At 67.0% G+C, this 24,564-nt stretch carries 22 protein-coding genes; 16 read left to right on the top strand and 6 right to left on the bottom strand.

The genetic code is table 11. From position 1 onward, the window contains the following. Nucleotides 1-66 precede the first annotated feature (66 nt). The 3 genes from ACGHX3_RS10480 to ACGHX3_RS10470 form a co-directional block, all read right to left on the bottom strand. On the bottom strand, nucleotides 67-1,272 hold the full coding sequence (locus ACGHX3_RS10480; protein ID WP_394694913.1) for an acetyl-CoA C-acyltransferase: 1,206 nt from the start codon (nucleotides 1,270-1,272) through the stop codon (nucleotides 67-69). Between the two features lie 161 nt (nucleotides 1,273-1,433). Beyond that, a complete protein-coding gene (locus tag ACGHX3_RS10475; protein ID WP_394694912.1) occupies nucleotides 1,434-3,806 on the bottom strand; it encodes a 3-hydroxyacyl-CoA dehydrogenase/enoyl-CoA hydratase family protein in 2,373 nt (790 codons plus the stop codon). Between the two features lie 23 nt (nucleotides 3,807-3,829). Beyond that, complete coding sequence (locus ACGHX3_RS10470) at nucleotides 3,830-4,459, bottom strand: TetR/AcrR family transcriptional regulator (RefSeq protein ID WP_213604206.1); 630 nt, start codon at nucleotides 4,457-4,459, stop codon at nucleotides 3,830-3,832. A 222-nt stretch (nucleotides 4,460-4,681) separates the two neighbouring features. On the opposite strand from ACGHX3_RS10470, the gene ndk reads away from it, so the two are divergent. The 9 genes from ndk (at nucleotide 4,682) to moeB (ending at nucleotide 13,818) form a co-directional block, all read left to right on the top strand. Beyond that, nucleotides 4,682-5,107, top strand: coding sequence for a nucleoside-diphosphate kinase (gene ndk, locus ACGHX3_RS10465; RefSeq protein WP_162337947.1), 426 nt, complete (start codon nucleotides 4,682-4,684; stop codon nucleotides 5,105-5,107). A 106-nt stretch (nucleotides 5,108-5,213) separates the two neighbouring features. Beyond that, nucleotides 5,214-6,341 (top strand): 23S rRNA (adenine(2503)-C(2))-methyltransferase RlmN, encoded by a 1,128-nt coding sequence (gene rlmN, locus ACGHX3_RS10460; protein WP_394697272.1) that lies wholly within the window; start codon nucleotides 5,214-5,216, stop codon nucleotides 6,339-6,341. Between the two features lie 31 nt (nucleotides 6,342-6,372). Beyond that, on the top strand, nucleotides 6,373-7,152 hold the full coding sequence (gene pilW, locus ACGHX3_RS10455; protein ID WP_394697271.1) for a type IV pilus biogenesis/stability protein PilW: 780 nt from the start codon (nucleotides 6,373-6,375) through the stop codon (nucleotides 7,150-7,152). After that, a complete protein-coding gene (locus ACGHX3_RS10450) occupies nucleotides 7,149-7,967 on the top strand; it encodes a helix-turn-helix domain-containing protein (RefSeq protein WP_162337950.1) in 819 nt (272 codons plus the stop codon). The genes pilW and ACGHX3_RS10450 overlap by 4 nt, the downstream gene beginning before the upstream one ends. Before the next feature lie 61 nt (nucleotides 7,968-8,028). Next, entirely contained in the window at nucleotides 8,029-8,664 is a 636-nt protein-coding gene (locus tag ACGHX3_RS10445; protein ID WP_394694911.1) for a YfgM family protein, read from the top strand. Beyond that, nucleotides 8,661-9,848, top strand: a complete 1,188-nt coding sequence (gene bamB, locus ACGHX3_RS10440) for an outer membrane protein assembly factor BamB (RefSeq protein ID WP_394694910.1) — start codon at nucleotides 8,661-8,663, stop codon at nucleotides 9,846-9,848. Before ACGHX3_RS10445 ends, bamB begins: the two co-directional genes overlap by 4 nt. A gap of 182 nt (nucleotides 9,849-10,030) precedes the next feature. Next, entirely contained in the window at nucleotides 10,031-11,431 is a 1,401-nt protein-coding gene (gene der, locus ACGHX3_RS10435; RefSeq protein ID WP_394694909.1) for a ribosome biogenesis GTPase Der, read from the top strand. Beyond that, nucleotides 11,428-12,645, top strand: coding sequence for a gephyrin-like molybdotransferase Glp (glp, locus tag ACGHX3_RS10430; protein ID WP_394694908.1), 1,218 nt, complete (start codon nucleotides 11,428-11,430; stop codon nucleotides 12,643-12,645). The genes der and glp overlap by 4 nt, the downstream gene beginning before the upstream one ends. A gap of 36 nt (nucleotides 12,646-12,681) precedes the next feature. Next, nucleotides 12,682-13,818, top strand: a complete 1,137-nt coding sequence (gene moeB, locus ACGHX3_RS10425; protein WP_394694907.1) for a molybdopterin-synthase adenylyltransferase MoeB — start codon at nucleotides 12,682-12,684, stop codon at nucleotides 13,816-13,818. Here moeB and ACGHX3_RS10420 read toward each other — a convergent pair whose 3' ends face one another. Continuing rightward, a complete protein-coding gene (locus ACGHX3_RS10420; protein ID WP_394694906.1) occupies nucleotides 13,819-14,757 on the bottom strand; it encodes a helix-turn-helix domain-containing protein in 939 nt (312 codons plus the stop codon). Nucleotides 14,758-14,867: 110 nt separating this feature from the next. Here ACGHX3_RS10420 and ACGHX3_RS10415 point away from each other — a divergent pair, with 110 nt between their 5' ends. The 4 genes from ACGHX3_RS10415 (at nucleotide 14,868) to ACGHX3_RS10400 (ending at nucleotide 19,088) form a co-directional block, all read left to right on the top strand. Continuing rightward, nucleotides 14,868-15,641 (top strand): SDR family oxidoreductase, encoded by a 774-nt coding sequence (locus tag ACGHX3_RS10415; RefSeq protein ID WP_213604224.1) that lies wholly within the window; start codon nucleotides 14,868-14,870, stop codon nucleotides 15,639-15,641. Between the two features lie 101 nt (nucleotides 15,642-15,742). Then, nucleotides 15,743-15,994 (top strand): hypothetical protein, encoded by a 252-nt coding sequence (locus tag ACGHX3_RS10410; RefSeq protein ID WP_394694905.1) that lies wholly within the window; start codon nucleotides 15,743-15,745, stop codon nucleotides 15,992-15,994. A 30-nt stretch (nucleotides 15,995-16,024) separates the two neighbouring features. Then, a complete protein-coding gene (locus ACGHX3_RS10405; protein WP_394694904.1) occupies nucleotides 16,025-17,212 on the top strand; it encodes a low temperature requirement protein A in 1,188 nt (395 codons plus the stop codon). 37 nt (nucleotides 17,213-17,249) lie between these two features. Further along, nucleotides 17,250-19,088, top strand: coding sequence for a monovalent cation:proton antiporter-2 (CPA2) family protein (locus ACGHX3_RS10400; protein WP_394694903.1), 1,839 nt, complete (start codon nucleotides 17,250-17,252; stop codon nucleotides 19,086-19,088). A 9-nt stretch (nucleotides 19,089-19,097) separates the two neighbouring features. Here ACGHX3_RS10400 and ACGHX3_RS10395 read toward each other — a convergent pair whose 3' ends face one another. Beyond that, nucleotides 19,098-19,892 (bottom strand): alpha/beta hydrolase, encoded by a 795-nt coding sequence (locus ACGHX3_RS10395; protein WP_394694902.1) that lies wholly within the window; start codon nucleotides 19,890-19,892, stop codon nucleotides 19,098-19,100. After that, nucleotides 19,885-20,181 carry a DUF1244 domain-containing protein gene (locus ACGHX3_RS10390; RefSeq protein WP_162337961.1) on the bottom strand — a complete coding sequence of 99 codons (297 nt, stop codon included), beginning with the start codon at nucleotides 20,179-20,181 and terminating at the stop codon, nucleotides 19,885-19,887. Before ACGHX3_RS10390 ends, ACGHX3_RS10395 begins: the two co-directional genes overlap by 8 nt. A 147-nt stretch (nucleotides 20,182-20,328) precedes the next feature. On the opposite strand from ACGHX3_RS10390, the gene folD reads away from it, so the two are divergent. The 3 genes from folD to guaA all read left to right on the top strand — a co-directional run bounded on the left by folD (nucleotide 20,329) and on the right by guaA (nucleotide 24,525). Continuing rightward, nucleotides 20,329-21,189, top strand: coding sequence for a bifunctional methylenetetrahydrofolate dehydrogenase/methenyltetrahydrofolate cyclohydrolase FolD (folD, locus tag ACGHX3_RS10385; protein ID WP_394694901.1), 861 nt, complete (start codon nucleotides 20,329-20,331; stop codon nucleotides 21,187-21,189). Nucleotides 21,190-21,383: 194 nt separating this feature from the next. Beyond that, on the top strand, nucleotides 21,384-22,841 hold the full coding sequence (gene guaB / locus ACGHX3_RS10380; RefSeq protein WP_394694900.1) for an IMP dehydrogenase: 1,458 nt from the start codon (nucleotides 21,384-21,386) through the stop codon (nucleotides 22,839-22,841). Between the two features lie 82 nt (nucleotides 22,842-22,923). Next, nucleotides 22,924-24,525, top strand: coding sequence for a glutamine-hydrolyzing GMP synthase (gene guaA, locus ACGHX3_RS10375; protein WP_394694899.1), 1,602 nt, complete (start codon nucleotides 22,924-22,926; stop codon nucleotides 24,523-24,525). The last annotated feature ends 39 nt before the right edge of the window (nucleotides 24,526-24,564 follow it).

Here is a 24,564-nt window from a genome sequence, read left to right as displayed (position 1 = left end):
CGTCACCGCGCGCAAGGAAATGGCGCCTTCCGGCGCCATTTCTCTTTCATGCGGTCCAGCGAGTGCTTACAGCGATTCAAAGATGCCCGCTGCGCCCATGCCAGTGCCGATGCACATGGTCACCATGCCGTACTTCTTCTGGTGGCGACGCATGCCGTGCACGATCGTCGCGGTGCGGATCGCACCGGTCGCGCCCAGCGGATGGCCGAGGGCGATGGCGCCACCCAACGGATTGATCTTCGAAGGGTCCAGTTCGCTGTCGCGGATCACCGCCAGCGCCTGCGCGGCGAAGGCTTCGTTGAGCTCGATCCAGTCCAGCTGGTCCTTGGTCAGGCCGGCCTGCTTGAGCGCCTTCGGAATGGCGGCAATGGGGCCGATGCCCATCACCTCCGGACGCACGCCGGCGACCGAAAAGCTGACGAAGCGGGCCAGCGGGGTCAGGCCGTAGTCCTTGATCGCCTGTTCCGAGGCAAGCAGCACGCCGGCCGCGCCGTCGCTCATCTGCGACGAGGTGCCCGCGGTCACGGTGCCGCCGAACTGTGGATTGCGGAACACGGTGCGCAGCTTGGCCAGGCCTTCCAGCGACGTGTCGGCGCGCGGGCCCTCATCCTGTTCGACCAGCAGCTTTTTCAAGCGGACCGTGTTACCGGCCAGGTCGGGCTGACGGGAGACCACTTCGTACGGGCTGATCTCGTCCCTGAACTCCCCGGCGGCCTGCGCGGCCAACGCCTTCTGGTGCGAGGCGACGGCGAAGGCATCCTGGTCCTCGCGCGAGATCTTCCATTCCTCGGCGACCTTCTCCGCGGTGATGCCCATGCCGTAGGCGATGGCGACGTGGTCGTTGTCGAACACGCTCGGTGCCATCGCGATCTTGTTGCCCATCATCGGCACCATGCTCATGCTTTCGGTGCCGCCGGCCAGCATCAGGTCGGCATTGCCCAGGCGGATCTGGTCCGCCGCCATCGCCACGGCCTGCAGCCCGGACGAGCAGAAGCGGTTGATGGTCTGCGCGGCGATCGTGTTCGGCAGGCCGGCCAGCAGCAGGCCGATGCGCGCCACGTTCATGCCTTGCTCGCCCTCGGGCATGGCGCAGCCGATGATGGCGTCATCGATGCGGTTGAGATCGATGCCCGGCGCCTGCGCCACGACCGACTTCAGCACGTGCGCCAGCATGTCGTCCGGACGGGTGTTGCGGAATACGCCCTTGGGCGCCTTGCCGACCGGCGTGCGGGTGGCGGCGACGATGTAGGCTTCCTGTACTTGCTTGCTCATTTGGCTTTCTCCGAAAACCGGCAATGGGGAATGGGGAGTCGGGAATTAGTGACAGCGGATTCCCGGGATCCGCAACATTCCTGATTACCGGCAGAAGTTTTGGAGAGAAAGAGAAAGCGGATTGGTGCTCTTCACCATTCCCCATTCCCCGTTCCCGATTCTTAGTTCCTCAGCGGCTTGCCAGTCTTCAGCATGTGCGCGATGCGGGCCTGGGTCTTTTCCTGCTGGGCCAGTTCGACGAAGTGCTTGCGCTCCAGCTTGAGCAGCCACTCCTCGTCGACCAGTGCGCCGCGGTCGACTTCGCCACCACACAGTACGGTGGCGATGCGCACGGCGATCTCGTAGTCGTACGGGCTGATGAAGCGGCCTTCCAGCATGTTCACCAGCATCATCTTGAAGGTCGCGATGCCGACGTCGCCGGCCACCTGGATGCGGCGGGCGGGCAGGGGCGGACGGTAGCCCGTCTCGGCCAGCGCCAGCGCTTCCTGCTTGGCGATATGCAGCAGTTCGTAGGCGTTGAAGGCCACCTTGTCGCCGGCACGCACCAGGCCCAGTTCCTTCGCCTCGACGGCCGAGGCGGACACCTTGGCCATCGCGACGGTTTCGAACGTCTTTTTCAACTCGGCAAACACGTCGCCGCCCGGGCCCGCGGCCTGCGAGGCGCGTACGGCGATTTCCTTCAGCCCGCCACCGGCGGGCAGCAGGCCCACGCCGGCCTCGACCAGGCCGATGTAGCTTTCCAGGTGCGCGATGGTGCGCGCACTGTGCATCTGGAACTCGCAGCCACCACCCAGCGCCAGACCGCGGACTGCGGCCACGACCGGCACCAGCGAATACTTGATGCGCTGGCTGGTGGCCTGGAAGTTGGCGACCATCGCCTCGAACTCGGCGATCTTGCCGGCCTGCAGCGCGCCCAGCGCGCCGGCCAGGTCTGCGCCGGCGGAGAAAGGTTCCTTCGGCTGCCAGATCACCAGGCCCTTGAAACGCTGCTCGGCGATGGTGATGGCTTCCTGAAGGCCATCCAGCACCGCGTCGGAGACGGTGTGCATCTTGGTCTTGAAGCTGACCACGCCGATGCCGTCGCCGTCGGTCCACAGGCGCACGCCGTCGTTCTCGAAGACGGTTTCGCCCTGCGGGAAGACCTCGCCCAGCAGCGGATCGGGGAAGCGCTGGCGCTGGTACACGGGCAGCGACGAGCGCGGCAGCTTGGCGTTCTTGACCGGGCTGTAGCTGCCCTCGGCCGCATGCACGCCCTCACGACCGTCGAACACCCAGTTCGGCAACGGCGCGCTGCTCATGGCCTTGCCGGCCACGATGTCGTCGGCGATCCACTGGGCCACCTGCTTCCAGCCGGCGGCCTGCCAGGTCTCGAACGGACCCAGCGACCAGCCATAGCCCCAGCGGATGGCGAGATCGACGTCGCGCGCGGTCTCGGCGATGTCGGCCAGGTGGTAGGCGCTGTAATGGAACAGGTCGCGGAATACCGCCCACAGGAACTGCGCCTGCGGATGCTGGCTCTCGCGCAGCTTGGCGAACTTCTCGGCCGGGTTCCTGATCTTCAGGATCTCGACTACCTCCGGCGCCGCGGTACGGTCGGAGGCGCGGTAGTCCTGCTTCTCAAGATCGAGGACCACGATGTCCTTGCCGACCTTTCGGAAGATGCCGGCACCGGTCTTCTGGCCCAGCGCGCCCTTGGCGATCAGCGCTTCCAGCCACTTCGGCGACTTGAAGTAGGCGTGCCACGGATCGTCGGGCAGGGTGTCGGCCATGGTCTTGATGACGTGGGCCATGGTGTCCAGGCCGACCACGTCCGAGGTGCGGTAGGTCGCCGACTTCGGGCGGCCGATCAGCGGGCCGGTGATGGCGTCCACCTCGTCGAAGCCGAGCTTGAACTCACCGGTGTGGTGGGCGGTGGCCAGAATCGAGAACACGCCGATGCGATTGCCGATGAAGTTCGGCGTGTCCTTGGCATACACGACGCCCTTGCCCAGCGTGGTGGTCAGGAAGGTTTCCAGGCCTTCCAGCACCGCCGCGTCGGTGGACTTGGCCGGAATCAGCTCGGCCAAGTGCATGTAGCGCGGCGGGTTGAAGAAGTGCACGCCGCAGAAACGATGGCGAAGCTGCTCCGGAAGCACTTCCGCCAGCTTGTTGATGCCCAGGCCCGACGTGTTGCTGGCCAGCACGGCGTGATCGGCCACGAACGGGGCGATCTTCTTGTACAGGTCCTGCTTCCAGTCCATCCGCTCGGCGATGGCCTCGATGATCAGGTCGCAGCCCTTCAGGTGCTCCAGGCCGGTTTCGTAGTTGGCCGGCGTGATCGCCTCGGCCAGGGACTTGCTGGCCAGCGGGGCAGGGCTGAGCTTGGCCAGGTTGGCGATCGCCTTCTGCACGATGCCGTCGGGGTGGCCGTCCTTGGCGGGCAGGTCGAACAGCACGGTGTCGACGCCGGCGTTGGTCAGGTGCGCGGCGATCTGCGCGCCCATCACGCCGGCGCCCAGCACGGCCGCCTTGCGAACAAGCAGGGGGTTGGACATGGGATTTCCTCGGATTGCAGGGGTTAGGTGCGGTCGGCGCGAAGGCCGGCCTCGGCGAAGCGGATCAGTTCACGGGCGGCACGCTCACGGTGCGCCGCCTCCGTGACACCGGGGGGGCGCTTGATCAGGCCAAAATCGGCCATGGCGTAGGTCAGGGCGCCGGAGAAGAAGTCGAGCCGCCAGTACAGCTCTTCCTTGCTCAGGCCGGGCACGCAGGCGGCAATGGCCTTGCCGAACTCGCGCAGCACGTGGCCATAGTGGTCGGACAGGAACTTGCGCAGGCCATCGTTCTTCTCGGCGTAGGCCCGGGCGATGACCCGCACGAAGGCGCCGCCGCCGTGGCGGTCCTGGGCCAGGGCGAGGGCGGGTTCGACGAAGGCCGCCAGAATCGGCTCCAACTCGCCCGGCCGTTCCGCCAGGGCCTTCGCCAGCAGGGAGAGACGGGCCGCGGTCATATCGTCCATGCGGCGGCGGAACACCTCGTTGACCAGGTTTTCCTTGCTGCCGAAGTGGTAGTTGACCGCGGCGATGTTGACGTCCGCCCGGCTGGTGACCTGCCGCAGCGAGGTCCCAGCGAAACCGTGCTGGGCGAACAGCTCCTCGGCGGCCCCCAGGATCCGTTCCTTGGTCGAAAAATGCGTGGTGTTGCCCATGACGCCTCCGGGACCTGAATCAAACGCTTGTTTGATCCATTGTGTGTCCGGGGCGTCGGAAGTGTCATGTTGCGAAGCAGCAAATTCGCCCCCGGCCGGCTGCACACTTCCAGCAGATACGTTAGAATCTCGCTACGCTTTCTGGTCTAAGCCCGCGTTTCGACGCGGGTTTTTCATGTTAACCTCGGGTCCTCAGTGGCCCGCCCGAACGGAGAAATCCCCATGGCGCTGGAGCGCACCCTGTCGATCGTCAAGCCCGATGCCGTTGCCAAGAACGTCATCGGCGAAATCTATGCCCGCTTCGAAAAGAATGGTCTGAAGATCGTCGCCTCGAAGATGAAGCACCTGTCGCGCCGTGAGGCCGAAGGTTTCTATGCCGTGCACCGCGAGCGTCCGTTCTTCAACGCGCTGGTCGAGTTCATGATTTCCGGACCGGTCGCCATCCAGGTACTGGAAGGCGAGAACGCCGTGCTGAAGCACCGTGACATCCTTGGCGCCACCAATCCGAAGGACGCCGCGCCGGGCACGATCCGCGCCGACTTTGCCGACTCCATCGACGCCAACGCCGCTCACGGTTCGGATTCGGTCGAGAACGCGAACATCGAGATCGCGTATTTCTTCGCCGCGACCGAAGTGTTCTCGCGCTGAGCGATACGCGATGAGCAGCCACGAACTGCCGCCGATCGAGTTGAAGCTGGCCACGGACGCACCGTCCGTGGCCATCGGCGTGCCCGTGTCTGCGAAACAGAACCTGATGGACCTGGATCGCGAAGGGCTTGAGCAGTTCTTCGTCGGTACGCTGGGCGAGCAGAAGTTCCGCGCGCACCAGGTGATGAAGTGGATCCACCACCGCTATGTCACCGACTTCAACGAGATGACCGATCTCGGCAAGAACCTGCGCGCGAAGCTGCAGGAGCATGCCGAAGTCGTCGTGCCGCAGGTCGTGTTCGACAAGCCCTCCACCGACGGCACCCACAAGTGGTTGCTCGGCATGGGCGTGGACGGCAAGAATGCCGTCGAAACGGTCTATATCCCAGACAAGAGCCGCGGCACGCTCTGCGTGTCGTCGCAGGTCGGGTGCGGCCTGAACTGCACGTTCTGCTCGACGGCCACGCAGGGTTTCAATCGCAACCTCACCACGGCCGAGATCATCGGGCAGGTGTGGGTGACGGCGCGCCACCTGGGCAACGTCCCCGCACAGAACCGTCGCCTCACCAATGTGGTGATGATGGGTATGGGCGAGCCGCTGCTCAATTTCGACAACGTCGTGCGCGCGATGAACATCATGCGCGACGACCTGGGCTATGGCCTGGCGAGCAAGCGCGTCACGCTGTCGACGTCCGGGCTGGTGCCGATGATCGACCGTCTGTCCACCGAGACCGACGTGTCGCTGGCGGTCTCGCTGCACGCGCCGAACGACGCGCTGCGTGAGCAACTGGTGCCGCTCAACAGGAAGTACCCGATCGCCGAGCTGATGGCGTCCTGCGTGCGTTATCTGCGCGCAAGCAAGAAGCGCGACTCGGTGACGTTCGAGTACACCCTGATGAAGGGCGTCAACGATCAGCCCGAACATGCGCGGCAACTGGCGCAGCTGATGCGCAAGTTCAGCAATGCCGCGCAGTTGAAGGACGCCGGCAAGGTCAACCTCATTCCGTTCAATCCATTCCCCGGTACGCGCTACGAGCGTGCGCCCGAGGAAGACATCCGCGCTTTCCAGAAGCTGCTGCTGGATGCGCAGGTACTCACGATGGTCCGCCGCACCCGTGGCGACGACATCGATGCCGCCTGCGGCCAGTTGAAGGGGCAGGTGATGGACCGTACCCGACGCCAGGCCGAGTTCCGGCGGCAGCTGCAGGAACAGGGCATCGACGATGCCGCGTAAGGCGATCTGCCTGCTGCTGATCACCCTCCTGCTGGCCACGGCCTGCAGCCGCCTGACCTTCGTCCGACCCAAGGGGAAGGTGGAATCCATGTCGGGACCGCAGTCGACGCGCGAGTATTCAGTGGGCGACAGCCCCGAGGTGAAGCGCCGTCAGTCCGTGCAGACGCTGCTTGCCCGTGCCGTGCAGCGACTTCAGGCGGGCGAGCCCGACGCGGCCGAGAAGGATGCGCGCGCTGCGCTGAAGCTGGATCCCACGTCGGCCGACGCGACGACGGTGCTGGCGGTGGTCGAAGACCAGCGCGGCAATACCGGCGCTGCGGGGCAACACTACAAGCGTGCCGCAGAGCTGGCGCCTTCGCAGGGCGCTGCGCTCAACAATTACGGCACGTGGCTTTGCAAGAACGGGTTTGCAGCGGAGTCGCTGGTGTGGTTCGACCGCGCGATACAGGCGCCTGACTACGCCACGCCCGCCTCGGCGATGGCAAATGCGGGCAGCTGCGCACTGAAGTCCGGTCAGGCGGAGCGCGCGGCACGCGACCTTCGTCAGGCGCTGGCGCAAGAGCCGGCGAACGCCGTCGCGCTGGAAGCCATGGGCGAACTCGAGTTCCGCCAGCAGCAATACATGTCGGCCCGCGCGTTCGTCGAGCGCCGGCTGGCGGCAGCGCCTGCCAGCGCCGCTGTCTTGAAACTCGCATCACAAATCGAGGACAGACTCGGCGACAAGGCCGCTGCCAGTCGATATGTTCAGCGGATTCGGGCGGAGTTCCCCGACGCGCTGGACGTCACAACCGGGGGAAATGCAGGGCCATGATGCAATCCGTAGTCGGGGATGTGGTCACGCCGCAGGGGTGCGGCGAGGCCTTGAAGGCGGCGCGCGAGCGGGCCGGCCTGTCGGTGCAGGAGATCAGCCAGCGGCTGAAGATGCCCGTGCGGGTGATCCAGTCGCTTGAAGCCGGGCAGTGGGACCAGTCGGGCGGCGTGGTGTTCGTCCGGGGCCAGTTGCGCAGCTACGGTCGCCTGCTGAAGGTGGATGTGGAGCCGTTCCTGCAGCAGGCGGAAACCGTGGTGGCAAGGCCGGCCGAGCTGGTGAGCCATTCCCACACGCCTCGTTTGCAATACGTCTTCGAGAGTTTCAAGCGGCGAGCGGTCTACGCCGTGCTGACGCTTGTCATCGCGACGCCGGTGTGGATGGCGCTGCGCCCATCCTCCGGCCCATCGCCGGACGCCGCCACGGCGTCGCTGGATGTCGTGCCTGCCGCTCCGCGCGCACCGGGCCCGACGGCTGGCGCGACGCGTCCTGCGGCCAAGCCCCAGGCAGCGCCTTATGTCGCCTCGATGGCGCCGTTGCCGCGCGCGGCAACGCCTTGGCTTTCGATGTCGTTCAAGGGCGACAGTTGGGTCGAGGTCAACGCGCCCGACGGCCGCAAGGTTGAGCACGCGCTGCTGCGTGCGGGTGACGAACGCCGCTATGCGCAGGGCGAAGTGGGGCGCATCAAGCTGGGCGACGCCACCGCGGTCGAGGTTCAGCAAGCGGGGAGTACGGTGGACTTGGCGCCGTACCAGCGAGCGAATGTCGCACGCTTTACGGTATCCTCTGAGGGTTCCCTGGCGCCGGTCGTTGACTGACCCGCGCGCGGGTTTGTCCAACCTAGACCGAGACCCCGCCTGAGACGGGGCAAGAGAGCGCATGGCGATTGACGATCTGCTCGACGAGCACGAACAAAGCGAACGTGTCCGCAGCTGGCTGAAGAACAATGGTGCCGGCCTGCTGGGCGGCGTGGCCCTGGGGTTGGGCGTGATCCTCGGTTGGCAGTGGTGGCAGAAGGACCAGGCCGCCAAGCAAGAGCAGGCGTACCAGAGCTACCAGACCGCCGTCGAAGGCCTCGTCAAGGGCGACCTGAAGCAGACCCAGGGTGCGGTCGATGCGCTGGTCAAGGAAGACGCGCTTTACGCCGATGTCGCCGGCCTGCAGTTGGCCAAGGCGCAGATCCAGGCCGGTGAGCGCGATGCCGCCATCGCCACGCTGCGTGCACTGACACCGGACAACGCGTTGCGGCCGCTGGTGAACCTGCGCCTCGCCCGCCTCCTGATCGACGCCGGCAAGCACGACGAAGCGCTCAAGCTGCTGGACAAGGCGGACGATGCCTCCAGCCTCGAAGTACGGGGTGATGCATTGCTCGCGACCGGCAAGCAGAAGGAGGCGCAAGACGCCTATACCCGCGCGCTCACCACGCTGGATGCGGTGTCTCCGCAACGCCGGCTGGTGGAGTTGAAGCTGATCGATGCCGGCGGTACGCCGCCCAAGACCGGAGGTGCCGCATGAGCCGCGCGTCCGGTCCGGTCGTACGCCTGATCGCGGCCGTCACGATCATTGCCGCCCTTGGTGGCTGCAGTACCGTCAAGGGCTGGTTTGCCGGCAAGGAAAAGGAAGGCGAGAAGCCCGTCGACCCGGCGGAGCTGGTCGACTTCACGCCTTCCGCGACGGTTTCCAAGCTGTGGAGCGCCAACGTGGGCAAGGGCGAGAAGCGCCTCGGCCTGCAGCAGGTTCCGGTGGTGGAGGACGGGCGCGTCTATGCCGCCGCGGTGGAAGGCGGCGTGCGCGCCTACGATCTGCAGACGGGCAAGCAGGTGTGGCAGTACAAGTCCGACCTGCGTCTTTCAGGCGGGCCCGGTGCGGGCGACGGACTGGTGGCCGTGGGCACGCTCGACGGGCAGGTCATCGCGCTGGATGCGGCGACGGGTGCCGAGAAGTGGCAGGCCAAGGTGCCCAACGAGGTCATCGCGGCGCCGGCCATCGGCCAGGGCATGGTCTACGTCCGCACCAACGACGGACGCATCACCGCGTTGTCGTCGGAAAATGGCGAGCGTCGCTGGTTCTGGAACAACGAACTTCCCAGCCTGACGGTGCGTGGCAATGCGCCGGTCGTGTTGGGGCCGGGCGTGGTGTTCGCGGCCAGTGACGATGGTACGGTCACGGCACTGGCAGGCAACGACGGGCGCCCGATGTGGACGCAGACGGTCGGTATCCCGGAAGGCCGCAGCGAGCTTGAGCGCATGGCCGACGTGGACGGCGCACCGGTGCTCGAAGGCAGCACGCTGTATGTCACCAGCTTCAAGAAGGAAACGATCGCCCTGGAAGGGCCGTCGGGGCGTCCGCTGTGGACGCGCGACAATGGCGGCGCCGGTGGTCTGGGCGTGACCAGCAGCGCCGTGGTCGTATCCGATCCGGCCGGGACCGTGTGGGGCCTGGACAAGTACAGCGGCAGCGCGTTGTGGTCGAACACCACGCTGGCCCGCCGCTCGCTCACCGCGCCGACGATCCATGGCGATTATGCGGTCGTCGGCGATTACGACGGCTACCTGCACTGGCTGAAGACGGACAACGGCGAGGTGGCGGCGCGCGCGCGCGTCGGCGGCAAGGCCATCCGTGGCAAGCCGGTCGTGGCGGACGGCATCCTGCTGGTGCAGGACGTGGAAGGCGGGCTGACGGCGTTCGGCTTCAAGTGATCCGCCGGATGGGCGGCCCATAGCCGCTCCTTCCTGCTTCCGGAAAGGGCCGCACTGCGGCCCTTTTTCGCGGAAGAGGGCGTATTCCGCTACCATGGCGACCCCTTGACCGACCGGAGCGGTCGCGCCATCCGCGCGACAGCGAGCGTCCGGCGTCCCCTCTCTTCACGGTTGCCCCCTGCATGCTGCCCCTCGTCGCCCTGGTGGGCCGTCCCAACGTCGGCAAGTCCACCCTGTTCAACGCGCTGACCCGCAGTCGTGACGCGCTGGTGCACGACCAGCCGGGCGTGACCCGCGACCGCAACTACGGCGTCTGTCGGCTCGACGAGGAAGACCCGTTCCTGGTCGTCGACACGGGTGGCATCGCCGGCGAAGAGGAAGGACTCGCGGGTGCGACCGCGCGCCAGGCGCGTGCCGCCGCCGAAGAGGCCGACCTGGTGCTGTTCATCGTCGATGGCCGCGAAGGCGCCTCTGCGCTCGACGACGACATCCTGGCCTGGCTGCGCAAGACCGCTCGCCCCACGCTGCTGGTCATCAACAAGATCGACGGCATCAACGAGACCACGGCGATCGCGGATTTCGCGCGCTACGGCTTCGCCGATGTCATCACCATCTCGGCCTCGCACCGCCAGGGCATCGACGACCTGCTGGAGGAAGTACACCAGCGGCTGCCCGAGGAAGGCGCCACCGCCGGCCTGGACAACGATCCGGACCGCATGCGCGTGGCGTTCGTCGGCCGGCCCAACGTGGGCAAGTCGACGCTGGTGAACCGCCTGCTGGGCGAAGAGCGCATGATCGCGTCCGAAGTGCCCGGTACCACCCGCGACTCGATCGCCGTGGACATGGAGCGCGACGGTCGCCAGTACCGCCTGATCGACACCGCCGGCCTGCGTCGCAAGGGCAAGGTGGAAGAGGCGGTCGAGAAGTTCAGTGTGGTCAAGACACTACAGGCCATCGAGCAATGCCAGGTGGCCGTGCTGCTGCTGGATGCCACCGAAGGCGTCACCGACCAGGACGCCAGCGTGCTCGGTGCCGTGCTGGATGCCGGCCGTGCGCTGGTGGTGGCGATCAACAAGTGGGATGGACTGACCGCCTACCAGCGCGAGCAGGCCGAAGCCCTGCTTGCCCGCAAGCTGGGCTTCGTCGAATGGGCCGAAGTGGTGCGTATCTCCGCGCTGCATGGCTCGGGCCTGCGCGAACTGTTCAAGGCGATCCATCGCGCGCATGCGTCGGCGACCAAGGAGTTCGGCACCAGCGAGGTCAACAAGGCGCTCGAGATCGCCTACGAGACCAATCCGCCGCCGAGCATCCGCGGGCATGTCTCCAAACTGCGTTACGTGCATCCGGGCGGCGCCAACCCGCCGACCTTCATCGTCCACGGCACGCGCCTGAAGGTGCTGCCGGAGTCGTACAAGCGCTATCTGGAAAACTTCTTCCGCAAGCGCTTCAAGCTGGTCGGCACGCCGGTGCGCTTCATCTTCCGCGAGGGTGCCAATCCCTACGAGGGCAAGAAGAACGTGCTGACCGAGAAGCAGATCGCCAAGAAGCGCCGCCTGATCCGGCACGTCAAGCGCGGCAAGTGACGGGTTACCCGACCCGCATCGATTTCGCCACCGCCGCGGAGATCGTCCGCGAGATCGCCGGCAACCGGATGTTGAAGGCCGAGCGCGTGCCGGTCACGCGTGCCAGCGGCCGCGTGCTGGCCGAAGACATCGTCTCGCCGATCGCGCTGCCGCCCTTCGACAACAGTCGCATGGACGGTTTCGCCTTCGCGCATGCCAGTCTTTCGACGGAAGTTCCGACAGCGTTGCGACTCGCAGGAGCGCAGTTCGCGGGTCTCCTGCAGGACCTGCACGTGGCGGCGGGCGAGTGCGTCCGCATCACCACCGGCGCGCCCCTGCCGCGCGGCACGGACACCGTCGCCATCAAGGAGGACTGCATCGAGGAGGGCGGTAGCGTCCGCGTGCCGGCCGGCATTGCACCCGGTGCGGATGTCCGTCGCTGTGGCGAAGACGTGCATGCCGGCGTCCGCGTGCTTGAGGAAGGGCAGGTGCTGACGCCGGCGCGGGCATCGCTCGCCGCGGCCCTGGGTGTAGCGTCAATGGCGGTCACGCAGCGCCCGACCGTCGCCGTGTTCACCACCGGCGACGAACTGGTCGAGCCTGGCCTGCCGCTGGCACCCGGCCAGATCTACAACAGCAACCGCGAGCTGCTGATGGGGTTGCTGCGTGCGGAAGGGTTGGAGCCGACGGCATGGCCCACGCTGCCGGACGATCCCGAACGCATGGCCGCCATGCTCACCGACGCTGCGGCGGCGTTCGACGTGGTGATCACCTGCGGCGGTGTCTCGGCCGGCGAGAAGGACCATCTTCCCGGTCTGCTGGCGACGCACGGCCGCATCCACTTCTGGAAAGTGCGGATGAAGCCGGGCATGCCGGTGCTGTTCGGCGACATGGACCGCGCGCTCTTTCTCGGTCTGCCGGGCAATCCGGTCTCCGTGCTGGCGACATTCCTGACGCTGGGACGTGAGCTGCTGGACGGACTGCAGCGCCGCCGTGAATCCCGTCCACAGTGGAAGGCGGTGCTGACCGCACCATGGCGGAAGACCCATGCGCGCCTCGAGTTCCTGCGTGGCGGCCTGGGTAGCGCGGCCGACGGCCGTCTGCAGGTGACGCCAAATGCCGCCGATGCCTCGCATCACCTGCGCGCCGCCGCCGACAGCAATGCGTTGATCGTGCTGCCCGAAGGCGCGCACGACTATCGCGCCGGCGATGTCGTCGACGTGATCGGCTGCTGAGCCGGACGGCGCAGTGACTTGCGCGATAATCGCCGCATGGCCATCCGCGAAATCGAACCCCGTGACGTTGCCGCCTTGCTGGCGCAGGGCAGTGTGTTCATCGACGTGCGCGAGGAGCACGAGCGCGCCAGCGGGCAGGCGGAAGGCGCGCGCGGTATCGCGAAGGGCGAACTGGAACGCGATCCGGCGACGCATCTGCCGGATCGCGACGCCAGCATCATCCTGATCTGCCAGAAAGGTGGACGCTCCATGGACGCGGCGCGCGTGCTGCAGGCCGCCGGCTATTCCCGCCTGGCATCGGTCGCCGGCGGCACCTCGCGATGGATCGAAGAGCAGTGCCCGGTCGTCGTGCCGGCGCTGTCGGCAGAGGCTCGTGACTTCAACGAACGCTATTCGCGCCACCTGCTTCTGCCGGAGGTCGGCGTCGCAGGCCAGCAACGCCTGCAGCGATCGCGGGTCCTGATGATCGGCGCGGGTGGGCTGGGTTCGCCGGCCGCGTTCTACCTGGCCGCTGCGGGGATAGGGCACCTGCGCATCGCGGACGACGACGTCGTCGACCGCAGCAACCTGCAGCGCCAGATCCTGCATGCCGAAGCGCGCATCGGCGAACCGAAGGTCTCCTCGGCGCAGGCGACCCTGGCCGCGCTCAATCCCCGCACGCAGGTGGAGGCGGTGCAGGAGCGCGTCACCGCGGAGAACGTCGAGCGCCTGCTGGAGAACGTGGACGTGGTGCTGGATGGTGCGGACAACTTCCCGGCCCGCTACCTGCTCAACGACGCCTGCGTGAAGCTGGGCAAGCCGCTGGTATACGGTGCCGTACAGCGTTTCGAAGGGCAGGTGAGCGTGTTCGATGCCGGCCGGCATCGCGGCGAACGGCCGTGCTATCGCTGCCTGTTCCCGGAGCCGCCCCCGCCGGAGTTCGCCCCGAACTGCGCCGAGGCCGGCGTGCTGGGCGTACTGCCCGGGGTCATCGGGCTGCTGCAGGCCACGGAAGTGATCAAGCTGTTGTTGGGGACCGGGGAGACGCTGGCCGGCCGGTTGCTGCACTTCGATGCACTGGCCATGCGCTTCCGCGAAACCCGCTTGCGCCACGATCCGGACTGCCCGGTCTGCGCCGCCGGTCGTCCGTTCCCGGGTTACATCGACTACGCGGCGTTCTGCCGCGCGACCTGATCAGTAGACCGCGCGCATGCGCAACCCTTCGCGGAACTGGCGCGGGGTGATGCCGGTGTCGCGCTTGAAGGCCGCACTCAGGTGGCTGTGGCTGGCGAAGCCGCAGTCGAATGCGATGTCCGCGATGTCGGCGTTTCCGTTGAGCAGGTGCCAGCGGGCGCGACGCAGCCGTTGCGCCAGGATGTACTGCGCCGGCGTGGTGCCGAAGTTCCGGCGGAACGCGATCAGCAACTGGTGCACGCTCAGGTCGGCCAGCGCGGCCAGCTCGGTCAGGGTGATGCGCTGGTCCAGCCGGCTTTCGATGTGGTCGCACAGCCTGCGCGCCGTCGCCGGAAGCAGCGCGGCCGGCTCCGGCCTGGTCACGGCGGGCAGCCGGTAGCTGTCGTACAGGTGCTGGCGCAGCACCCATTGCAGGCGCTCGGCCATCATCACCGACAGGTCGTCGCCGTTGCGGCTTAGCCGCCCCAGTCGCGCCACGCTGTAGTGGAGGAATTCGTCCCGGTGGCCCAGCCGGGGCATCAACGCCTCCAGCGGAACGCGCGCCTCGCGTCCCACGTCCACGTCGGCGGCGGGCGACAGGCGCAGCTCGGCGTAGGTGATGACCTGTCCGCGCGCCTGGCTCGCATAGCGCCGCCGCGCGGGCACCAGCCAGATATCGCCCGGGGAGGGCGGGGCATGGGTCGATCCTGCGCCGTCGATCTCCGTTTCCAGTTCGCGCATGGTGCCGCCCAGATGGACGATGACGGTGTGGCGCGGCTGGTCGATGGCCCACAGCGTCCGCTGGCGGATGTCCTCGCGGCAGACCAGCAGTTCGACGCCTGGCCAGCGGGCCTGCGCCAGCACGGTATAGGGAGGGGCTCCCGCATCCGCGCCGCCGGCCGCCTCGCGAGACGACGTCCATCCATCGTGGGCCGGAGAATTTGACAGCGGATCGGACATCGTGAAAGCCGGATGGACTGCTTCGCACGCATCTTAGGGCCGTTCCGCGGGGTTGCCTACACGGTGCCCGCGCTGGAGCGTCCCCCTTCCTGTCCCTGTAGGAGCACTGCATGACCGACCATTCCATCCGCGGCAAAGTCGCCCTGATCGCCGGAGGCGCCAAGAACCTGGGTGGCCTGATCGCACGCGATCTCGCACAGCAGGGCGCTGCCGCCGTCGCCGTCCACTACAACAGCGCCGCCAGCAAGGCCGACGCCGACGCCACCGTCACAGCCGTGCAGGCCGCCGGCGCGAAAGCCGTCGCGCTGCAGGGCGACCTGACCAGTGCGGCCGCCGTGGAGCGCCTGTTCGCCGACGCCATCGCCGCCGTCGGCCGTCCCGACATCGCCATCAATACCGTGGGCAAGGTGCTGAAGAAGCCGATCACCGAGATCTCCGAGGCCGAGTACGACGAGATGTCGGCGGTCAATGCCAAGACCGCGTTCTTCTTCCTGAAGGAAGCCGGCAAGCACGTCAACGACAACGGCAAGGTGGTCACGCTGGTCACGTCGCTGCTCGGCGCCTTCACGCCGTTCTATGCGTCGTACGCGGGGACCAAGGCGCCGGTGGAGCACTTCACCCGCGCGGCAGCGAAGGAGTTCGGTGAGCGCGGCATCTCGGTGACGGCGGTCGGTCCCGGCCCGATGGATACCTCGTTCTTCTATCCGGCCGAGGGTGCGGACGCGGTCGCCTACCACAAGACTGCCGCGGCCCTGTCGCCGCACAGCAAGACCGGCCTGACCGACATCGAGGACGTGGTGCCCTTCATCCGCCACCTGGTCAGCGATGGCTGGTGGATCACCGGGCAGACCATCCTGATCAACGGCGGCTACACCACCAAGTAAGCCGGCGGCGGGGCGGCATCGCGTCTGCCCCCTCCCGTCTTGCAGGCGTGCCCTTGCGATAACGTGGGCGCACCGGATCATCACTGTTGAGGAGGACCCCCATGCGAACCCTGATCTTCGTCGCCACCGGTCTGCTGCTGATGGGCATCGCGATGCGGTTGGCCAGCCCCGGCAGGCGTCGCGCCGTCATGGGGGTCTTCAGCGTGGGCTGGCTGCTGGCCGTGCTGTGGAACCTGCGGACGGGCATGTCGCATGGCTACTCGCTGCAGGAAGAACTGCCTATCCAGGCGGGGATCTACCTGGTACCGGTCGCGGCGGGCTGGTGGTGGGCCTGGAAGACGAGGCAACACTGAAACCCCACGAACGTTCCCGAGCCCGCCGTCATGACGAATTCCTCGCATCCCCTGTTGCGGCCAGCCGGTCAGCCCGCCCGCGTGGCCAACGTCGAACTGTTCTTCGACCTGGTCTATGTCTTCGCCATCACCCAGTTGTCCCATCACCTGCTCGAGCACCTCACCTGGCTGGGCGTGCTGCAGACGGCGACGCTGTGGTTCGCGGTCTGGTTGGGCTGGCAATACACCGCCTGGGTCAGCAACTGGTTCAATCCCGAGCATCTGGTGATCCGCACCATGCTGATGGTGTTGATGGGCGTGGCGCTGCTGGTGTCGGCCGCCATTCCCGAGGCCTTCGGCGGGCGCGGCCTGCTGTTCGCCTGCAGCTTCGCGGCCATCCAGGTGGGGCGCACGCTGTTCGTGCTGTACAGCCTGGGGCGTGGGCATGTGCTGACGCCCAACTTCCTGCGGATGCTGTGCTGGTTGCTGGTATCGGCCGCGCTGTGGATCGCGGGCGGCCTGAATGAAGGAAGTACGCGCCTCGTGCTTTGGCTGCTGGCGGTGGGCTGCGAATACCTGTCGCCGATGGCCGGCTTCCCGGTGCCTGGGCTGGGTCGGTCGCGGACGTCGGACTGGACCATCGATGGCGGCCACCTGGCCGAGCGGTGCCAGCTGTTCGTCATCATCGCGCTGGGCGAATCCGTACTGGCCACGGGTGCGTCGTTCGGGCATGCGGCGCATCCGGGGCCGGCCGTGTGGAGCGCGTTCCTCGTGTCGTTCGTTGGCTGCGTCGCCATGTGGTGGATGTATTTCGACACGTCCAGCGGCGATGCGGCGCATGTGATCGAACATTCGGACGATCCCGGCCGGCTGGGCGCCTATTTCCATTACGTCCACGTGCTGCTGATTGGCGGCGTCATCGTCTGCGCCGTGGCCGACGATCTGGTGGTGGCGCACCCGCTGGACCCGGTGAAGGCCAAGTACGCCGCGGTCCTGGTGGGCGGCCCGCTGGTCTACCTGCTGAGCAATGCCCTGTTCAAGCGCGTCGTCTACCGGCGCTTTCCGCTGTCGCATGCCATCGGCATCGGTGCCTTGCTCGTGCTGTGGCCGCTGCTGCCGTGGGTCGACCTGCTGACCGCCGGCGCACTTACCACGGCGGTGATGGTGCTGGTAACGGTCTGGGCGGCGTACTACCGGCGCCGCGACACCCGCGTTGCGCACGCGCATACCCCCGGTTAGGGGCGGCAAGGCAGGCACCATCCGGTAGACTTCCGGCATGAGTGCAGAATCCGGTGCCAGCCAACTGGTCAGTGTCGTCGCCCTGCTGGGCGCAGCGGTGGTGGCGGTGCCGATCTTCCGGCGCCTCGGCCTGGGCTCCGTGCTGGGGTATCTGGCGGCGGGTCTGGCGATCGGGCCGTTCGGCCTGAAGTGGTTCAACGATCCCCAATCGATCCTGCACGTCGCCGAGCTCGGCGTGGTGATGTTCCTGTTCGTCATCGGCCTGGAGATGCGGCCCAGCCACCTGTGGAGCCTGCGCAAGCAGATCTTCGGGCTCGGCGCGCTGCAGATCGCCGTGTGCACGCTGCTGCTGACCGGCGTCGGCCTGGCGTTCGGCTATTCGCTGCCGGTGTCGTTCATCGGTGGCATGGGCTTCGTGCTGACGTCCACCGCGGTGGTGATGCAGCTGCTGGCCGAGCGCGGGGATGTGGCCTTGCCGAACGGGCAGAAGGTCGTCTCGATCCTGCTGTTCGAGGACCTGCTGATAGTCCCCCTGCTGGTGCTCGTCGCCTTCATGTCGCCGCAGGTCGTGCAGCCGGAGGAAGGCTCCCGCTGGGTGTCGATCGGTATCGCCGCGGCCTCGCTGGGCGGCCTGATCGCGGCCGGCATCTGGCTGTTGAATCCGTTCTTCCGCATCCTCGCCGCCGCGAAGGCGCGCGAAGTGATGACCGCAGCTGCGCTGCTGGTGGTGCTGGGCGCGGCGCTGCTGATGCAGCTCGGCGGCCTGTCGATGGCGATGGGCGCCTTCCTGGCCGGCGTGCTGCTGTCCGAATCGACCTTCCGGCACCAGATCGAAGCCGACATCGAGCCGTTCCGCGGCATCCTGCTGGGCCTGTTCTTTTTGGGCGTCGGCATGGCCCTGGACCTGGCGGTGGTGGCCGCCAACTGGCCGCTGATCGTCGGCGCGGTGCTGGCGATGATGGTGGTGAAGGCCATCTGCATCTACGTGGTGGCGCGGGTCACCCGCAGTCCGCACGCCGAGGCGCTCGACCGCGCCGTGCTGATGGCCCAGGGCGGTGAATTCGCGTTCGTGTTGTTCGCCGCGGCGGCCTCGGCCGGCATCATCGATGCGACCGTCAACGCCAACTTGACCGCCATCGTGGTGTTGTCGATGGCGCTGACGCCGCTGTTCGTGCTGCTGCTGCGGCGCTTCACCCATCCCGACAAGCCCTCGATGGAAGGCATCGAAGAGGCCAAGGGCCTCAGCGGTAGCGTGCTGATCATCGGCTTCGGCCGCTTCGGTCAGGTGATGAGCCAGTCGTTGCTGGCGCGCGATGTGGACGTGACCATCATCGATACCGACATCGAGATGATCCGCAGCGCCGAGGAATTCGGTTTCAAGATCTACTACGGCGACGGCACGCGGCTGGACGTGTTGCGCGCCTGCGGTGCCCAGACCGCGCAATCCATCGCCATCTGCATCGACGACAAGGAAGCGGCCAGCCGCATCGTCGAACTGGTCCGGCACGAGTTCCCGCAGGCGCAGGTGCTGGCGCGCTCGTTCGACCGCGAGCACTCGCTGGCGCTGATCGCGGCCGGGGTGGACTTCCAGATCCGCGAGACGTTCGAATCGGCCGTGGAGTTCGGCAAGGCCGCATTGCTCAGCGTGGGCGTGTCGCAGGATGATGCCGATGCCATCGCCCTGGAGATCCGTCGCCGCGACAGCGAGCGCTTCGAACTGGAAATGGCCGGCGGTAGCCTGATGGATGGTGCGCGGATGATGTATGGCAACACGCCTGCCAAACCCACGCCGACCCCGTTCACCAAGCCCAAGCGTGAAGCGAAGGCGCTGAACGAGGAGGCCGCCGAGATCATCGGCGAGGAAGAAGAGGAATAGCCGGAAGGGTCAGTCGGCGGGCGCAAGGAAGTCGCGGATCGCCGGCCAGTAGGCAGGATCCGTCGACAGGTCGTCGTGACCGGCACGCGGGAAGTCCACGGCCCGCGCCCGTCCCTTGAACGATGCCAGCAGGCGATCGGTGTGCGCTGGCGGCACGACGGTATCGCGGCCTGCCCTCAGCACCAGCAGGTTTCCACCGTAACCGGGCAGGCGGGCGGCGGAGTCGTAGCGATCCTTCAGCAGCAGGCGCACGGGGAACACCGGATAGTGCGACTGCGCGACCGCCACCAGGCTGTCGAACGGCGTGACCAGCACCAGCTCTTCAGCATCGCGCTCCGTGGCCACGTAGGTTGCCACGCCGCTGCCGAGGCTGCGGCCGGCGATGGCGATGCGGCCAGCGGGATGCCGCCTGGCGACATCGTCGTGCAGCGCCAGGGCATCGGCGAACAGGGCGGCTTCCGAGGGTTCGCCATCGCTCGCGCCGTAGCCTCGATACGCCACCAGATACACGGTATGCGTCGGCAACCATCGGGCAAATGCGTCCCGATTGTCCTCCACCGATTCCGCATTTCCGCCGAAGTACAGCACGGCGTCTCGCTGGCCGGGATTCACGACCCAGCCGCGCAGTACGGCGTCGGGGCGACGGAAGGCGAAATCCGTCTGCGCCGGCGCGACCCGGGTGAACTGCGGGTAATAGATCAGGCGGCGTTGCTGCAGGTAGAGCAGGCTACAAAGCCCCAGGTAGGCGACGACTGCAAGCCCGACCAGCCACATCACCACGCGGCGAACCCGGCGCTCAGCCATGGCGCTCCTGCGCCGCCTTGAACGCGGCCAACTGCTCCGGCGTGGCCTCGCGCTGGTGCTGCGCCTTCCATGTGGCGAACGGCATGCCATAGACGCGCTCGCGGGCCTGCTCCTTGTCCATCGCAATGCCTGCTTCGGTCGCCGCCTCGCGGTACCAGTCGGCCAGGCAGTTGCGGCAGAAGCCCGCGAGGATCATCAGGTCGATGTTCTGCACATCGGGGCGGTCGTGGTTGAGGTGTTGCAGCAGCCTGCGGAAGGCGGCGGCTTCAAGCGCGGTGGTGTCGGTCATGCGGGCAATCCGGGAGCAGGGAGGAGGGCGTCGTCAGTCGCCAATCGGCACGGTGAGGTTGCCATGTCGTCGCGACTGACGTCGCTCCCACAGACACCCATGCCGGAATCGGGGACAATACCCGCCGACTCTACACCGCCCCTTCCCATGACTGCCCGAATCCTGGACGGCCGCCGCATCGCCGAGAACCTGCTGGACGAACTGAAAGTCCGGGTCGACGCGCGCGTGGCCGCCGGCCTGGGGCGGCCCGGCCTGGCGGTGGTACTGGTGGGCGGCGATCCCGCGTCCACGGTCTACGTGCGCAACAAGCGCCGAGCGGCCGAGAAGGTCGGCATCGAAGCCTTCGACCATGACCTGCCGGCGGGCACGACCGAAGCGCAGCTGCTCGCGCTGATCGACCAGCTGAACGCCGATCCGAAGATCCACGGCATCCTGGTACAGCTGCCGCTGCCGGGCATTCCCGACGCCACGCGCCTGATCGAGCGCATCGATCCGCGCAAGGACGTCGACGGCTTCCATCCGGCCAACGTCGGCCATCTGGCGCTGCGCCAGTTCGGCCTGCGCCCGTGCACGCCGCGCGGCATCACGACCCTGCTGGGCTATACCGACCAGCCCGTCCGCGGCCGCAACGCGACCATCGTCGGCGTCAGCAACCACGTCGGCCGCCCGATGGCGCTGGAACTGCTGATCGCCGGCTGCACGGTGACCAGCTGCCACAAGTTCACCCCGCGCGACGTGCTGCAGGCGCGGGTCGGCGATGCGGACATCCTGGTGGTCGCGGCCGGCAAACCGGGCCTGATCCCCGGCGAATGGGTCAAGCCGGGTGCCGTGGTCATCGATGTCGGCATCAACCGGCTTGACGATGGACGGCTGGTCGGCGATGTCGGCTTTGACGCCGCGTTCGAGCGCGCCAGCTGGATCACGCCGGTACCGGGCGGGGTAGGGCCGATGACGGTCGCCACCTTGATGCAGAACACCCTGGAAGCCGCGGAAGCCACCGCTTCCTGATCCCCGCCGGGCGGTTGTGGGAGCGACGTCAGTCGCGATGAAGCGCCCGGACTCCTGCATCGCGACTGACGTCGCTCCCACAGCCACACATGGCGGAGTGGGTGGGGAAAGCATCGTTCCAGCGGCGCATGCAGGCGGAAGCCTAGCCGATCAGGGTATAATGCCGCGCTTCCCCAACTCTCCCGGGCCCGCCGATGCTGCGCATCCAGGCTGAAGCACTGACGTACGACGACGTCTCCCTCGTCCCCGCCCATTCCACCGTCCTGCCCAAGGATGTCAGCCTGGAAACGCGCCTGACGCGCGACCTGCGGCTGAAGCTGCCGATCGTCTCGGCGGCCATGGATACGGTCACCGAAGCGCGCCTGGCCATCGCCATGGCCCAGCTGGGCGGCATCGGCATCCTGCACAAGAACCTGACCGTCGAGCAGCAGGCCGCCGAAGTGGCCAAGGTCAAGAAGTTCGAGGCCGGCGTCATCAAGGAGCCCTTCACCGTCGGGCCCGAAACCACCATCGCCGAAGTGCTCAAGCTGACCCGCGCGCGCAACATCTCCGGCGTGCCGGTGGTCGACGGCGGCCAGCTGGTCGGCATCGTCACCAGCCGCGACATGCGCTTCGAAACGAAGCTCGACGATCCGGTCCGCCACATCATGACCAAGAAGGATCGCCTGATCACGGTGCGTGAAGGCGCCAGCGATGGCGAAGTCCTGCAGCTGCTGCACAAGCACCGCATCGAGAAGGTGTTGGTGGTCAACGACGCGTTCGACCTGCGCGGCCTGATCACGGTCAAGGACATCCAGAAGAAGACCGACAATCCCAACGCCGCCAAGGACAGCGCCAGCCGCCTGGTCGTCGGCGCCGCGGTGGGTGTGGGCGGCGATACTGACCAGCGCGTCGAAGCGCTGGTGGCCGCGGGCGTGGACGTGATCATCGTCGACACCGCGCACGGCCATTCGCAGGGCGTGCTGGACCGCGTCAGCTGGGTCAAGAAGCGCTTCCCGCATCTGCAGGTCATCGGCGGCAACATCGTCACCGGCGATGCCGCGCTGGCGCTGATGGATGCCGGTGCCGACGCGGTGAAGGTCGGCGTGGGCCCGGGCTCCATCTGCACCACGCGCATGGTGGCCGGCGTCGGCGTGCCGCAGATCACCGCGATCGACATGGTCGCCGAGGCCCTGCAGGACCGCATCCCGCTGATCGCCGACGGCGGCATCCGCTACTCGGGCGACATCGGCAAGGCGATCGCCGCCGGTGCCTCCACCGTGATGATCGGTGGCCTGTTCGCCGGCACCGAGGAAGCGCCGGGCGAAGTCGAACTGTTCCAGGGCCGCAGCTACAAGAGCTACCGCGGCATGGGCAGCCTGGGGGCGATGGAGAAGGGGTCGAAGGACCGCTACTTCCAGGACGCCAGCGACGCCGACAAGCTGGTGCCGGAAGGCATCGAAGGCCGCGTGCCGTACCGCGGTTCCGTGGGCGGCATCATCCACCAGTTGGTCGGCGGCCTGCGCGCCACGATGGGTTACGTGGGCTGCGCGACCATCGAGGACATGCGCAGCAAGCCGAAGTTCGTCGTCATCACCGGTGCCGGCCAGCGCGAAAGCCACGTGCACGACGTGCAGATCACCAAGGAACCGCCGAATTACCGCATGGGCTGAGGCGCATCCGCTGTGGTTCGTAATCGGTGATCGGTGATTGGTTGTTGGTGATTCGTTAGAAGAAGAGCGGAGCAAAGAACACATGTCGGGTGCAAACGAATCACGAATCACCAATCCCGAATCACGGCTTCACGACGACAAGATCCTCATCCTCGACTTCGGCGCGCAGTACACGCAGCTGATCGCCCGTCGCATCCGCGAGATCGGCGTTTACTGCGAAATCTGGGCGTGGGACCACGACCCGGATGAGATCGCGAAGTTCGGCGCGAAGGGCATCATCCTGTCGGGCGGTCCGGAATCCACCACCCAGCACGGCGCCCCGGCCGCGCCGCTGCAGGTGTTCGACAGCGGCCTGCCGATCCTCGGCATCTGCTACGGCATGCAGACGCTGGCCGCGCAGCTGGGTGGCGCGACGGAAGCCGCGGATGCGCGCGAATTCGGCCATGCCGAAGTGCAACTGGTCGCACACGATGCGCTGCTCGGCGGCCTGAGCGATCACCAGGGCGAGCCGCGCATCGACGTGTGGATGAGCCACGGCGACCACGTCGCCAAGGCGCCGCCGGGCTGGACGATCACGGCCACCACCGACCGCATCCCGGTCGCCGCGATGGCACTGGAAGAGAAGCAGTGGTACGGCGTGCAGTTCCATCCGGAAGTGACGCATACCAAGCAGGGCCAGACGCTGCTGCGCCGCTTCGTCGCCGACATCTGCGGCTGCAGGACGCTGTGGACGGCCGCCAACATCATCGACGACCAGATCGCCCGCGTGCGCGAGCAGGTCGGTTCGGATGACGTGATCCTTGGCCTCTCCGGCGGCGTGGATTCTTCCGTCGTCGCCGCGCTGCTGCACAAGGCCATCGGCGAGCAGCTGACCTGCGTGTTCGTCGACACCGGCCTGCTGCGCTGGCAGGAAGGCGACCAGGTGATGGCGATGTTCGCCGAGCACATGGGCGTCAAGGTCGTGCGCGTCAACGCCGCCGACCGCTACTTCAATGCCCTGGAAGGGGTCGCCGATCCGGAAGCCAAGCGCAAGATCATCGGCAACCTGTTCGTCGAGATCTTCGAGGAAGAGTCGAACAAGCTGAAGAACGCCAAGTGGCTGGCGCAGGGCACGATCTACCCGGACGTCATCGAGTCCGCCGGCAGCAAGACCGGCAAGGCGCACGTCATCAAGAGCCACCACAACGTCGGCGGACTGCCCGAGCACATGAAGCTTGGCCTCGTGGAGCCGCTGCGCGAGCTGTTCAAGGACGAAGTGCGTCGCCTCGGTGTCGAACTCGGCCTGCCGCGCACGATGGTCTACCGTCATCCGTTCCCGGGTCCCGGCCTGGGTGTGCGCATCCTGGGCGAAGTGAAGCCCGAGTACGCCGAGCTGCTTGCAAAGGCGGACGCGATCTTCATCGACGAGTTGCGCAAGGCCGACCTGTACGACAAGACCTCGCAGGCGTTCGCCGTGTTCCTGCCGGTCAAGTCGGTGGGCGTGGTCGGCGACGCGCGCGCCTACGAATGGGTCATCGCGCTACGCGCGGTGGAGACGATCGATTTCATGACCGCGCACTGGGCGCACCTGCCGTACGAATTCCTCGGCACCGTGTCGAACCGCATCATCAACGAACTGCGCGGCGTGTCGCGCGTGGTCTATGACATCTCCGGCAAGCCGCCGGCGACGATCGAGTGGGAGTGAGCGGGCAGGCGGAGGATCGGGCGTCTCTTCATATGGAGG

Origin of the sequence: Pseudoxanthomonas japonensis (assembly GCF_043632995.1) — a bacterium.
Classification (GTDB): Bacteria; Pseudomonadota; Gammaproteobacteria; order Xanthomonadales; family Xanthomonadaceae; genus Pseudoxanthomonas_A; species Pseudoxanthomonas_A japonensis.
The sequence above is the reverse complement of the archived record's forward strand: the minus strand, read 5'-3'. Positions and strand labels throughout refer to the sequence as shown.

Bases quoted from the DNA above. Each gene is read 5' to 3' on its own strand.
- ACGHX3_RS10480 (WP_394694913.1), bottom strand. From the start codon at position 1,272: ATGAGCAAGCAAGTACAGGAAGCCTACATCGTCGCCGCCACCCGCACG.
- ACGHX3_RS10475 (WP_394694912.1), bottom strand. From the start codon at position 3,806: ATGTCCAACCCCCTGCTTGTTCGCAAGGCGGCCGTGCTGGGCGCCGGC.
- ACGHX3_RS10470 (WP_213604206.1), bottom strand. From the start codon at position 4,459: ATGGGCAACACCACGCATTTTTCGACCAAGGAACGGATCCTGGGGGCC.
- ndk (WP_162337947.1), top strand. From the start codon at position 4,682: ATGGCGCTGGAGCGCACCCTGTCGATCGTCAAGCCCGATGCCGTTGCC.
- rlmN (WP_394697272.1), top strand. From the start codon at position 5,214: ATGGACCTGGATCGCGAAGGGCTTGAGCAGTTCTTCGTCGGTACGCTG.
- ACGHX3_RS10450 (WP_162337950.1), top strand. From the start codon at position 7,149: ATGATGCAATCCGTAGTCGGGGATGTGGTCACGCCGCAGGGGTGCGGC.
- ACGHX3_RS10445 (WP_394694911.1), top strand. From the start codon at position 8,029: ATGGCGATTGACGATCTGCTCGACGAGCACGAACAAAGCGAACGTGTC.
- bamB (WP_394694910.1), top strand. From the start codon at position 8,661: ATGAGCCGCGCGTCCGGTCCGGTCGTACGCCTGATCGCGGCCGTCACG.
- der (WP_394694909.1), top strand. From the start codon at position 10,031: ATGCTGCCCCTCGTCGCCCTGGTGGGCCGTCCCAACGTCGGCAAGTCC.
- moeB (WP_394694907.1), top strand. From the start codon at position 12,682: ATGGCCATCCGCGAAATCGAACCCCGTGACGTTGCCGCCTTGCTGGCG.
- ACGHX3_RS10420 (WP_394694906.1), bottom strand. From the start codon at position 14,757: ATGTCCGATCCGCTGTCAAATTCTCCGGCCCACGATGGATGGACGTCG.
- ACGHX3_RS10415 (WP_213604224.1), top strand. From the start codon at position 14,868: ATGACCGACCATTCCATCCGCGGCAAAGTCGCCCTGATCGCCGGAGGC.
- ACGHX3_RS10410 (WP_394694905.1), top strand. From the start codon at position 15,743: ATGCGAACCCTGATCTTCGTCGCCACCGGTCTGCTGCTGATGGGCATC.
- ACGHX3_RS10405 (WP_394694904.1), top strand. From the start codon at position 16,025: ATGACGAATTCCTCGCATCCCCTGTTGCGGCCAGCCGGTCAGCCCGCC.
- ACGHX3_RS10400 (WP_394694903.1), top strand. From the start codon at position 17,250: ATGAGTGCAGAATCCGGTGCCAGCCAACTGGTCAGTGTCGTCGCCCTG.
- ACGHX3_RS10395 (WP_394694902.1), bottom strand. From the start codon at position 19,892: ATGGCTGAGCGCCGGGTTCGCCGCGTGGTGATGTGGCTGGTCGGGCTT.
- ACGHX3_RS10390 (WP_162337961.1), bottom strand. From the start codon at position 20,181: ATGACCGACACCACCGCGCTTGAAGCCGCCGCCTTCCGCAGGCTGCTG.
- folD (WP_394694901.1), top strand. From the start codon at position 20,329: ATGACTGCCCGAATCCTGGACGGCCGCCGCATCGCCGAGAACCTGCTG.
- guaB (WP_394694900.1), top strand. From the start codon at position 21,384: ATGCTGCGCATCCAGGCTGAAGCACTGACGTACGACGACGTCTCCCTC.
- guaA (WP_394694899.1), top strand. From the start codon at position 22,924: ATGTCGGGTGCAAACGAATCACGAATCACCAATCCCGAATCACGGCTT.